The 12,681-nt window shown below is 39.3% G+C and carries 6 protein-coding genes; 1 reads left to right on the forward strand and 5 read right to left on the reverse strand.

The annotated features are described in order from the left end of the window. Positions 1-155 precede the first annotated feature (155 nt). A complete protein-coding gene (locus tag WD048_10335) occupies positions 156-1,211 on the forward strand; it encodes a nucleoid-associated protein (protein ID MEX0812602.1) in 1,056 nt (351 codons plus the stop codon). A 9-nt stretch (positions 1,212-1,220) separates the two neighbouring features. On the opposite strand, the gene WD048_10340 is transcribed toward WD048_10335, so the two are convergent. The 5 genes from WD048_10340 to WD048_10360 all read right to left on the reverse strand — a co-directional run bounded on the left by WD048_10340 (position 1,221) and on the right by WD048_10360 (position 12,680). Then, positions 1,221-1,778 carry a rhomboid family intramembrane serine protease gene (locus WD048_10340; protein ID MEX0812603.1) on the reverse strand — a complete coding sequence of 186 codons (558 nt, stop codon included), beginning with the start codon at positions 1,776-1,778 and terminating at the stop codon, positions 1,221-1,223. A 9-nt stretch (positions 1,779-1,787) separates the two neighbouring features. After that, positions 1,788-2,120: a hypothetical protein gene (locus WD048_10345; protein ID MEX0812604.1), complete on the reverse strand. Its 333-nt coding sequence runs from the start codon at positions 2,118-2,120 to the stop codon at positions 1,788-1,790. Positions 2,121-2,266: 146 nt separating this feature from the next. After that, positions 2,267-8,263: an alpha-2-macroglobulin family protein gene (locus WD048_10350; protein ID MEX0812605.1), complete on the reverse strand. Its 5,997-nt coding sequence runs from the start codon at positions 8,261-8,263 to the stop codon at positions 2,267-2,269. Positions 8,264-8,395: 132 nt separating this feature from the next. Next, positions 8,396-9,667, reverse strand: coding sequence for a cytochrome c peroxidase (locus WD048_10355; GenBank protein MEX0812606.1), 1,272 nt, complete (start codon positions 9,665-9,667; stop codon positions 8,396-8,398). 313 nt (positions 9,668-9,980) lie between these two features. Next, entirely contained in the window at positions 9,981-12,680 is a 2,700-nt protein-coding gene (locus WD048_10360; protein ID MEX0812607.1) for a DEAD/DEAH box helicase family protein, read from the reverse strand. Position 12,681: the final 1 nt, after the last annotated feature.

The following is a 12,681-nucleotide window of genomic DNA, read 5'->3' on the forward strand; positions in this document are numbered from 1 at the left end:
TCATTGAAAAATTAATGGAATCTTAGATTTATGGTGCTTTTCGACCAGACACTAATTATTTAAAATTATTGAGGCAACAAGTTAAACTGAAACTATACTTTTGCTTTTGAAAATTCTTTCTTGCATTAAGCCATCAGTAATAAAAACACTTTATTATGTTCGACTACAGTGAGTCCAGTATTATACGACTATCAGCACATCAGGTAGGCAGCAAAGCAGAAGAAGAGCTGCTGCATTTATCAAAAAAACCTTTAGATATAGAAGCAAGCAATCTCCGGGAATCACTGTTGCAATATTTTCTATCGCATTTTAAAGTTCCCGAGTTTTATTCCTTTAGCTTTTCTGATGATGATTTGAGCCTGAATCCGGTGTATAAATATGCAAGTAAAATATTCGATGAAAAAAACGATCAGGCATTTCACAGTGCCAGCGTACAATTGGCAAAGCACCTTTACAATTGCTCGGATCATCCCAATATAAAATCCGGGGATTTTTATGTGGCACATTTTAGCAATGTCAATTTCCAGGGAGAAAACACGGAAGCCATCGGAATTTTCAAAGCAGAAAACAAAGATGCTTTTCTAAAATTGCAATACAGCAATGAAACTTTTCAATTGAGCTGCGACAATGGCATTAATATCAATAAGGCGGATAAATCCTGCCTGATCTTCAAAACCGACAGGGATGAAGGCTTTAAGGTCTGTATCATTGATCGCAGTAGCAAAGCCTCAGCCGAGGCGCAATACTGGAAAGACCGCTTTTTATATTTGCGCCCTTGTGGAGATGATTATCACTATACCAAAAATTTTATGTCACTGACGAAAAACTATGTTTCCCAAAGGCTTCCTGAAGATTTTGAAGTCAGTGGTGCCGATCGTGCCGATTACCTGAATCGCTCTATGGATTTTTTTAAAAATAATGAGCGCTTTGACGAGGAACATTTTGAAAAAGAAGTCTTACAGCACGAAACGCTGATTGATTCTTTTAAAAAATACAAGGAGGATTTTGAACAGGAGCAAGATCTGGATATGAATGCGCAATTTTCTATTTCAGCACCTGCGGTAAAAAAACAGTCGCGTATTTTTAAGAGTGTGCTAAAGCTGGATAAGAATTTTCACGTTTACATTCATGGCAATCGCGATTTGATCGAGCATGGTGTGGATGAAAAAGGCAGAAAATTCTACAAAATTTATTACAGCCAGGAAAGTTAAACACAGTATTTATTTTTTCAAGCCTTTGGTAAAGCCGAAAATACTCCCACAGAATCCGCCAATAATATGGGCAAATTGAGAGATTTCATCCTGTTTGAATCCATCAATAAATTCTTTGCCGATAAACAAAATTAAAATAGCCACAAAAGTTAGAGGGATTCTGCCTGCACTGAAATTGGTAAACGACACGAGCATAATCAGCATAAAAACAATACCGCTGGCTCCTATCAATCCACTTTTGAACAGCACGATATTGAGAATAGCAGTAAAAAGTGTGGTCAAAAAAATCATAATCAACAGGCGTTGCGCACCATATTTCTCTTCTATAATGGGGCCTAAAAGCAATAGAAAGGTAAGATTATTAACCAGGTGATTTAATCCTGAATGGCCGAATATATAGAGCAATAAACCTGGATAATCACTCAAGCGATCAAAATTAACATTTTGCTTCAATGCAAAATAGGGAAGTACATTGCCCCCACTGATTGAATCGGCAACATAGACCAATACACAGATCAGCGAAAATGTCAGTATCACCGGTGCATTATAGTGCAGACGAAAAGGCATAGCGTTGAATTAATCCAGATTGTCTTTTAGCACATCACGGAATTCCTTGATTTCTTCCCTGTTGAGGGGCTTGTCAGACTCGGAGAGCAATTGCAAAAAGAAATCTACACATTCTTCATCGCTTTCCGGTGTGAATTCCTCAAGACCAATCATAAAAGATTCATTGGCCCCAATAAATTCATAAGACAATCGCAATACTTTGGTTACAGTTGGATCTTGTTCCTCAAGCGCATATTTTCTCAATTCTTTAAACTGAGTTACCAGGTATTCAGGATCAAAACCTTTCTTCTTGGTTGTTTTCCTTATCTCTTCTATCAGTTTATTTGCAGCTTTTTCTTGCATAACACTTTCAATTTTTTATCCCTCTAAATAATCTTCAAAAGTAAGAAGGCTTATGATTAAATATGCATTTCTGAGCAAGCTTCTCCTGAATTTTTTTGGAATTGACTAATAACTGTGTTTTTGACAGTAAATGGTAAATCAAAGCTTCACTTCCCACTCCTAAAAATCAAACCATCAGAATAAGCCTCAAACTCTGTGGCATAAGTACATTGAATTTGTGCAGGCCCACTTGAAAAACGACCACTTCCTGAAACATACAGTGGATACTCCAGCACGTAGCGTCCTTTTTGCAGTTTTGGAATAAAAAAGTGCATGGCTTCATCATCTGCTTGTTGGTAGTAATACAAACCACTTTTCCATTGGTTTCCGCTGAGTGTATTTGCTGTTTCAGTTCCGGCAGCTCGTAAATCTTTCAGGTGTACAAAATCAAAATTGCGCTTTGCCTCCACGCTCAACCTTACCCAAAGTTCTTCACCAACAAGTGGGTTTTTCTCAGCAATGGATTTTAATTTTTCTTTGGAGGAGCTGCTGCTCTGCACAAAAATTTCTTTTTTAATGCTCAGGTCTTCTCCATGACTGCGCACTGCTTCAAGTGGACTGTCAAAATGCACTTTCACCGCACCCCATACCAGGTTTTTCTGTCCATTAGTGATTTTTATTTCTCCCTTTAAGTCCTTGATTTCCCCTTCTCCTCTCCACAAATAAGTCAATGTTCCGCTTCCGTCATTGGATTTTTTATTGGGACTCAACAATTTCCCATTCAAGCGCACTTCCGTTTTGTTTTCCTGTATCCAGCTTTGTTCACTGTCCAATAAAAATGCATAGCAGGCATCGGCAGTAGCAGAAGCATTTCCCCAGTGCGTAGTGCGCTTTTCATTGAGCAGCCATTTCTGTAATTCAGCAATCATAGGTGTTTTACCATCAATTTCATAGAAGGCTTCAAGTATTGCAACATGTGTTTCTATTGGAGAATGGTACCAATAAGGACTGCTTTCATTTTTCCAGTAACGGCCCAGTTCAGCATCAATGATGCTGTTTTGTCTCAGTGCTTCTAAAATCAAATCTGCATTTTTAGCTTTTTCATTGCGATGCATTACAAGAGCAATTTGTGCTTGCAGCATCAGTGAAAAATTGTTCCAGTATTCTGCTGCTTGCTCACGGAAATAATCATGTGCTTTTTTCTTGTCGCCCTGAAGTGGAATTTGCGGAAAAGCAGAGCGCAATAACAGATATTGAATGTCCAGGGCACCAATTTGTTGTTTTTTGCGCAAGCGCTCTTCCATTTCCATTATTTTATTGTACTCTTCCAAATTGCGCTCATCCAGGTATTGCACTGCTTTTTGCAGGGCAGTGTTCAGGTTTTTAAGCGTTGCTGTGTTTATCAGTTCTTTGTCTTGCAAACGGGCAAATCCAAGTACGATTTTTTGAGTAATAAAGCGGCTGTCGGGCATAGATTTAATCCAGGGCCAGCCGCCATTGGGACTTTGCATTTCAAGCAATTCCTTCAGGCTTTGCTCCATTTCGTAGTTCAGCATATTGACATCGAAAAGTTGGGAAATATTTTTCATTCTTTGCTCGTCTTTCAAAGCATCGCGCAGCCAGGGTGTATTGTTCAGCTCACTGATGGCAAAGGCTTCTCCTCTTTGCAGTGGTGCTTTTAAAGCATCTCCCCATTGCTGAAACAATAGGCGGATATCGGGACTGCGATTGGCCAATGAAGCACTGATGCTCTGGGCATAAAATTGATTGAATAGTGTATTGCTGCTTTTGTAATTCGATGCTGTGAGATATGGCAGTGCCTGAATAATGTACCAATGCGGATTGGGATTAATTTCCAATTCTATTGCTCTGATCTGTGCCTTTTCAGGCAATTGCTTCAGCTTTTCCAAATCAAAGATTTTATCTTGATTTTCATCTATCTGAAAAGCACGGGATTTTGACAATGCGATATTGTTTTTTAAGACGGGCAGCATTTTTTCCTCTCCATCTGTAAATGATTCAGATTTGGCTTTAAGACGATACATCAGCGGTTGATCAAAATCAGCGGGCACTTTTACCGGCCAGGATATACTTTTCACTTCATTGGGCGAAAGCTGAATTTTCATTTCTGATTTATCAATAAATTGAGGGGTCAATTCTGTTTTACTATAGGGGTTTAACCATTGCAGCATAGCTGAAACATTGATTGCCTTATCACTGAGATTGCTGATTTTTGCGTGAAATAAAATACTGTCGCCCTGACGTAAAAATCTTTGGGGTTGTGCCTCGATCATCAGTTCTTTGCGCGCTTCAAAACTTTCTGTCAAAAGCCCATATTGCAATGACTTACTATGTGCCAGTGCCTGCATTTTCCAGCGGGTAATGGCATCGGGCAGGGTAAATTTGAATACTGATTCGCCCGATTCATTGCTTTCAATATGCGCAAAGAAAAAAGCGGTTTCTGCAAAATTGCTGCGGACTTTTTCCTCAGGCTGCTCTTGTGTTTTCTCAATAGCCTTCTCAACATCTTCTGCATAATTGGCCAATCCCACTTTATCGGATTTCCCTCCGGCAGACTCATCTTCCATAGCTTCTGCCATTTCATTATCCGAATCAACTGAAAGTGCTTCTGATCTTGCTCCTCTATACCTCAATCCATAATATCGGCTAAAAATACTTTCGAAATCAGGTATCTGTGGCTGTTGTAAATTTGGAAAAGGAACTTCAGCATCATTGCGCATAAGGGTGAGTAGATTATTGCGCTTTTGACCCATAATTCCCGACCAGGAATATTGATTAAAGGAAAATACCGGCATGGGATTAAAACTCCATGAATGCGCATAAATTTGATCTAAGGAAGCATCGTACATTGCGGCCAATAGGCTCGCAACTACTGGTTTGCCTTTTTCGTCTTTTATGCGGATGGTCCATTCTTCTTCAGAACCGGGTGTAAGAGTGCTGCGCTTGCTTTCCAATTCCAGTTTCAGTTTGCTGTTTTCATAGGGTACCGTAATATTTTTATTGAAAGAAAAGCTTCTGCCGAATTTCACCATATTTACCTCAACAGTGAAATTGCCTTCATAAGATTTGTGGATAGGAATAGAAATTTGCTTCAGTTCATTGCTTATGGTATGACGGTTACTTTCTTCACCATCTTTGTATGCGGTCAACACTTCAAATTCAGCATTTTTAAATCCCGATCCGATAAAAAGCTCAAGAGACTCACCTACTTTTGCGCTGCTTTCAGAAATGTGAAAAAACGCGGCTTCTGCTGCGGGCATTTTCAATTTTTCAAGATCAAACAAACTGAAATACTGTTCTTGCTGAATAGGTTGGGAAGAACCACCCCAAAGTGTAATTTCCGCTTTGTAAGCACCTGCTTCTGCATGTTGTAAAAAATCGGGAGTCAATACGGTATCGTCCTTTATTCCTGCCTCATACACCAATTCACCTTGTGGCCAATTTTCCTTTTTGTGTTCTTCCTTAAAGGCGAGGTATGGCCAATTTTTTTTAAATTCTGCTTCTGAAATAGAGGAAAATTCAGCGGGCTCATTACTTCTTGCCAAAATTGGCTTTTCGGGACTTTGTAATTTATAAACCTTTATTTTTCCCGCTGCGGGGACTGTCGCCTCACTGCTGTTGACTGCACGAATATTCCATTTTGCATTTTCGCGATCATAAATATATTGGGGAATAGCCGCTTTAATCTGAAAAGGGGCTTTATCAATACGGTAAATTTTTTCACTTTTTTGGGTTTCCCCTGTAATGTCTGTTGCTGATACTTCTACTTTGTAGTTCTGAAAATCTTCTTGCTTTCCTTTTTTAGCTAAAAAGCTGAACTCAAAATTGCCCTTATCGTCAACTTTTAGTGCTCCAAAGCTGATTTCTTTTCCTTTAATTCCGGGATACCAACCACCCCTTTGATAATAAGGACGGTATTGCGGGAGCAATTCCACCCTGTATTTTAAGTCTGCATTTTGCAGAGCAACCCCGGCAAAAGAAGCAGCATTTCCTTTTATCTTTATGCTGTCTCCGATTTTTACGAATCCTTCAAGGGGAAGCAGCTCTATTTCAAATTTTGGCCTTTCATAAGCCTCCACTTTAAAAGTGTAGGTGCCGTAATTTGTTTTGATACGGTAATTGCCATTGAGTCCGCTTTCGGGCAATTGAAATGAAGCGTTAAAGGCACCATAATCATCACTTTTTAATGACTTTTTATCGATTTCCTGATAATTGGCATCGAGCAATTGAAATTCTTGTGTCCAGTTACTTTTAAGGGATCTTTCATTTCCATTGGGCTGAACAGCAATGGCTTTGAAATGCAGGGTTTGACCTGGCCTGTAAATGCTGCGATCGCTAAAAAAGTTAATTGCCGGCCGATCTGTAGGTTTTTGTGGAGGGGAACTGTAGAAGGAACCGAGTTTTTCCAGCTTTTCATCATTGTAGCTTACATCAATATAAATGGATCCGCGATATTTATCACCGGACATCCAAGAACAAAGGCCTTTGCTGTTGCTTTTTAGTTTTGGCCCGGTTTTATAAATGCTTTTTCTCGATTGATAATCGTATGACTTGAAATACAATTGCAGCTCCGCTCCTTTCAATGCTGCTCCACTTTTTGCATCCCTGACAACCCACTCAAGCGCTCCATTTTCTGAATTTTTCCGATGCACCACAGTTAGGTTGCTTGTATTGAAATGCTTTAGGTGCAATTGAGAAGTATCGGTAAATTCTGCAGAATCGCTGAGCAAAAGGATATAGTTGCCAGCTTCAAGGGCGGGCAATTTGAACTCCATGCTGTGGGGAAAATAATCCTCACTGCCTTTTAAATCGAAGCGTCCATTGTGAAGTACTTTGCCTTTTTTTAACTCGCTGAATGCTTCTTTTGTATTATGCCAACGCAGCTCATCTGACCAGGAATTAAATTTGATCAATTGCCAATAGACCTGCTTTTTATTTTTGTAATTGACTTGCACTAGATTAGGCGATCCGGGAAAGCTGTGCTCGGGGAGTTCTGCTGAAAAAGTTTCGCTGAGAATTTCCTCTTTCAACTGCTGCATTCTGTTTTTCCAGAAAGCGGTATCATTTTTTGCGAGTAAAATACTCGCAATAAACAATGCACCTTTTCTAAAAGTAACTTTATCTTCCTGCGAAGCCCATTCTGCATTATTGCTCAAATTTTGAAAAAGTCGTGCACGCTCTGAATTCACCCAATTCCGGGCAGCATCTGTTGTGAGGGTATTACGGAACTGCGCATAACTTTTTAGCAGTAGCGAATCCTTGTTATTTAATGTGGAAACGGAATGTGCCCATTTTAACCTTTCTATATTGAAATGTGTCAATACCAATTCCTCTTCTTTTTTGTTGTAGAAATGCAGTATTTCCCTGAAAAGAAAAATTGATCCCGTGCTTTGGGTAAGCAGACTGTCTTTTGAAATGTCAATTTTTACAAATTCCGGAATTGGGGCAAACAAAACCGGCTGCTCAATTGCTGATTCTGTTTTTGGGTTTGTAGATTCAAAATCCATAGAAGCAAACCATGACAATGCACGATTGAAGAGAATTGGATAGAGGCTTTTGCTTAAATATTCACTTGAATCTTTTTGGTTTTTATGAAAAAGTATCTTGTAGGAATTTAATTTTTCGGCATCTAATTTTTCAGCATTACTAATGGCAAAAAGCTGTAGTTCCAGCATTTTTTCCTGAAAATCATTTTTTGTCCAGTAATCGAGCTGGGCATCTCTTTCATTGCTTGTTGCTTTGCGCTGATCAATGCTGTATTTTTTCCTGCTGTAAAAATTCTGAAGCAATTCCACCTGCATGGATGCTAATATCTGATTGAGCGGAAATTCACTATTCTCAATAAGCAATTCTAATTCCTCAAAGTTTTTTTGGGCAGCATTTTCTTCCCTGAATTCCCTGGACATCATTTTGTAGTTCAATGCTTTTAAGGCAATGGCATGTTGATTTTCTTTTAATGCTTTTTGAAGTATTGCATCGCTTTTTTTATACAGCAATTGACTCTGTCGAATGTCGCGAAGTGAATCCAGTTCTGCCCACTTGCTTTGTTCATAGTACTTAGCACTTTTAGCAGGTTCTTGCCACCAGGGCATACTCAAAAAAATGCTAAAAAAGGGGATTAGAAGTAATTTATAGAAACTCATAGGATTGATTTTAATATTTATAGGTCATAACAAAAAATAGACCAAATAAAGTGATGCTTTGAATTTAGTGTAATTAGCCGAAGTTTAGAAAAACAGATTAAGGGCGCATTATTTAAAAAAAGTTGCTCTAAACTACTTTTCTTTACTCATATATTTTTTCCAACTAAAGTCTTCTGCTTCAAAAGGGTTGCTCAAGGCATCTCTCTGAATTACAGTTGAATCATTAAAAATTTCAAGGAATTTCTTGAAATGTTTTTTATCATATTCGGTGATAAGATTTGGAATAGGAGGAATGTTTAGGTGTGTATTCACTAGATGTAATTCTGAGATATGCGCATCGTAATGTTCCAATATTTCATCAGGAGAATCAAACCTACCATCGCGCATATAGGGGGCGGTATGCAATATATTTATCAGAGAAGGTACTTTAAACAAAGTATTTTGATTTTTATCCAAAAGATTATTGGCCATCAATGCACCGCCAAATGATTCCCCAGTATGGCAGGGAGTACACATAATGCCCAGTCTGAAATACATGCCTTGAAAAGAAGCTTCTGTTTGCATATCCGTACTGAAACTCTGTTTTTTGAAAGCCGCATAAGTTTGAGTATCGGCTTTTGAAAGAGAAAGCCCTTCTGGTTCCAATGAGAATATCTCATAAGGGAGGTTGTTTTGCGTAGGGGAGAGATTAATGTCGTTGAGTTGGTAGGCTATTTTGATTGAATCGGGCAAATCCTGCGCTTCCGCAGTAATAGTGCGTACAAATTGTGCCAGCGCTTTTGACAAAGTTTCCATATTTATTGCTTGTTCAGGAAAAGCACGCTGAAATAATTCCGGATAATAGGAATGTTCCTTTAAATCTGAAATCAATTGGCTTGTATCCCTGTTCATTTCAAGCGTATCAGTAATAGGATGATGTACAAGTCCTTCTAAACTTTTTACTCTTCCATCCCAAAAAAATTGATTGCCCCATGCCAGATTAATCAAGGACATAGTGTTTCTTAAAACAGTGTCCCCTTTTGAGCCAATGGCTCGTTTTTGGCCATCTGTAAAAGCTAATTTCTGTATGTGACAACTGCCGCAGGACTGTTGATTGTTGTTTGAAAGGAGTTTGTCGTAAAACAATAATCTACCCAACGCTATGCCCTCAATGCTCTGTGGGTTATCCGCTGGAATTTTGGGGGGCGTAAATTTTTCAGAGTTATAAGGCAATTCAATAGTCCTGGGATAGGGGTTTTGATTCATTTGCAAAAAAACTCCAGCAATGAGCACGAATAAGACCAGGATTTTTTTACTCGATAATCTAGATTTGAATGCTCCGAGGCTTGCCTCGTAATCAAAAGTATTTTTTCCAAATAAATGCCTCGTGGGCTTGCCCCGAGGTTGTTTACTTCTATTTGACATAATTTTTTTCAATGACAAAACCTTTGCTGAGCAATATTTAGATTTTATTATTCAGAAAAACTCACTCATACCTTAGCGCCTCAATAGGATCGAGCTTTGCTGCTTTCAGTGCCGGGTAAATTCCTGCCAGCAGGCCAATGGCAAAGAAACAGTATTTCCTGCAACGTAGGGTATTTGGGAGAGATTAACTGTCCACCAAAAACAAAACTTACTTGAAAGCTAGGCCATTGAAATTTACCGCTTTCCGCCCAATTTTTTATATGCCATATTGTGTGTCTGTAAAGCGTGACTTTATATCGCAAAGTTTCTATCATTATGCAACATTCTCTTTATACAAATGCTCCTGAAACTCTATAAAAAGTCGGCTGATGTTTGCCACGTCTCCCAATATTTCTTTTGCGTCTTCCAATGATTGATACTTGTTTGTCAGCAGGATTGGTAATTTCTCCTGGTCGAGTTCGTCCACGCCTGCTTCAACGTATTTGCTCAAGACGAATGCGATAAATTCTCTTTGTTTGTCATTTAGCAATGCAAAAATGGTCGCTTCGGCTGCTTTGGCTCGCGCTTCTCTTGTCATGGCGATATAGTCGCCATTGAAAACGTATTCCAATACATCATACAAGTCGCTTTTTTCCATATCTACCAACTTTTGTAAAGTCAGTAAATCGTCTTTGGGAAAGCCTGCTGCATCTAAGTTTTCCAACAAAGTTTTTCGGGTCAGCGGATTGCTCCATAGTTTGCGCAATTCTTCTTCGTCTTTGAACAGTTTGGGTAGTTCTCCAAATAGGTTATTCAAAAATTCTTCGGCTGAAATGGGTTTGCCGTCTGCACTCCAAAAGGAAGTGGAAACCATGTGCTTGATTTCTCTTTCTTTTCCATTTCGCAGTTTGATTTTAATTTTCTTCTTACGCTCCTTTGGTTCTGATGGCTCTTTTGATTCCTTCGGTTGGTACTCTTCTTTAGGTTCCATTACACCGCTTGGCTCAGGCTCTAATGGTTCTCCGTCCCATTCCGGGTCGTTGAAATGCTTGTAGGCATCTACAAAGTCGTAAATGGTGAAAAACTCTTTGCCGTCAAATAAGCGTGTGCCACGGCCAACGATTTGTTTAAATTCAATCATGGAATTGACAGGACGAAGCAATACGATATTTCGAATGTTCCGTGCATCAACTCCCGTTGAGAGTTTTTGCGAAGTGGTCAGAATAGTTGGCAATGTTTTTTCATTGTCCTGAAATTCACGCAACAGTCTTTCGCCTTCTTCTCCATCATTAGCGGTTACACGAACGCAATAAAAAGGGTCCTTACTATCTGAATATTGATTTACCAAATCCCGAAGCAATGCTGCGTGTGCTTGATTCGCTCCGAAAATGATAGTCTTTTCGTTTTGATTGGCTTCATCTAAGAATATCTTAACACGAGCGGTTTCACGTTCTACAATTTCAATGCTGCGGTTAAAGTCTTTTTCTTCATAGAGCTTACCTTCTTCAATTTCGCCTTCCACAATGGTATCGTCCGAAGTGTAGCGGTAATCGTCCAAGGTCGTTTTGATGCGTTTTACTTTGAAAGGCGTTAAGAAACCATCATTGATGCCTTCTTTTAGCGAATAGATGTAAACAGGCTCGCCAAAGTATTTGTAGGTGTCCACATTATCATCTCGTTTGGGTGTAGCGGTTAAACCCAATTGCACTGCCGGACTGAAATACTCCAAAATATCCCGCCAATTGCTTTCGTCATTTGCTCCGCCACGGTGGCACTCGTCAATGATGATAAAATCAAAATAGTCTTTTGGATATTCGCCAAAGTATGGTTCGGCAAGCTCACCAACCTTTTGCTCAGATTTATTCTTAGAAAGTCTTTTGAGTAATTCAATATCGCCTTTGATTAAAGCAATTTTCTTTGCACGGCTCCATTTTTGAATTTGCTTTTCTCTTTTAAAGGCTTCATCAATTCTCTCAAATGTTTCGTAGTACACCAATTTGATAGGTAAATTCTTTGCTGTAAAATTAGCCCCTTCACCGTTTTTATGTTGTTCAATTCTTAGAGCTAATTCTTTAGTACTACCTGTATAAAAACTTCCATCGGCACATTGTAGAATATACATATATCCATAAGCTTCTTCTTTAGTTTCAATTTCAGGAAAATCAATCTCTTCATCTTTGAAAGCGGTGGGTGAGCTTGTCGAACCCCCGCTCATAAAGGTTTGGAAAATGGTAAAGAAAATACTGCCGTTGGTGGGTACTCTTCCTTTTTTCTTAATCTCGCTGGGGTTTATTCGAACCAAGGCATCTTCGGGAAAAGCGGAAAAGGAATTGAAAGCCTGATTGGCTAAAATATTTCTGTCTGCCAAAAACAAAATTCTTGGTCTGCGACTACCGTCTCGTTGTAAATTCCATCTAGTTTGAAAAAGCTTCCAGGCAATTTGAAAAGCAATGGCCGTTTTTCCTGTTCCTGTGGCAAGGGTGAGCAAAATGCGTTCACTGCCTTTTGCCAATGCTTCTAAAGTATTATTGACTGCTATTTCCTGATAATAACGAAGCTGCCAAGTGCCGCTTTTGTCTTCAAAAGGAACATTGGCAAACTTTTCTCTCCATGCTTCGACAAGCTCAGCGCCAGGTTCGTTTGTTTTTGGAAATGCTTTGTTCCAAAGTTCTTCGGGACTTAGAAAGTCTGTAACCAAAGCTTCTTCGCCTGTTTTCATGCAGATTTGGTAAATGGCTTTTCCGTTGCTGCTGTAGGTGGTTTCCAATTGCAGTTTCTCGGCATATTGCTTCGCTTGCATCACGCCTTCGCCCACTTCCAATTCATCACTTTTTGCTTCTATTACGGCCAACTTGATGCCTTTATGCACCAATATGTAATCTGCAATAATCTTTCTGCCACGACCACCACCCGACTGGATTTGACCATCCGTAATCTGGTATTCACGAAGCACTTTAGAGCCTTCTGCCACGCCCCAACCGCAAGCCTTAAGCTTGGGGTCAATTAGTTCTGCTCTTGTTTCTGCTTCGTTCATA

Source organism: Chitinophagales bacterium (assembly GCA_040877935.1).
In the GTDB taxonomy this organism is placed as follows: domain Bacteria; phylum Bacteroidota; class Bacteroidia; order Chitinophagales; family CAIOSU01; genus JBBDNB01.

Excerpts from the sequence above, each read along its gene's own strand:
- WD048_10335 (MEX0812602.1), top strand. The coding sequence starts at position 156 with ATGTTCGACTACAGTGAGTCCAGTATTATACGACTATCAGCACATCAG.
- WD048_10340 (MEX0812603.1), bottom strand. The coding sequence starts at position 1,778 with ATGCCTTTTCGTCTGCACTATAATGCACCGGTGATACTGACATTTTCG.
- WD048_10345 (MEX0812604.1), bottom strand. The coding sequence starts at position 2,120 with ATGCAAGAAAAAGCTGCAAATAAACTGATAGAAGAGATAAGGAAAACA.
- WD048_10350 (MEX0812605.1), bottom strand. The coding sequence starts at position 8,263 with ATGAGTTTCTATAAATTACTTCTAATCCCCTTTTTTAGCATTTTTTTG.
- WD048_10355 (MEX0812606.1), bottom strand. The coding sequence starts at position 9,667 with ATGTCAAATAGAAGTAAACAACCTCGGGGCAAGCCCACGAGGCATTTA.
- WD048_10360 (MEX0812607.1), bottom strand. The coding sequence starts at position 12,680 with ATGAACGAAGCAGAAACAAGAGCAGAACTAATTGACCCCAAGCTTAAG.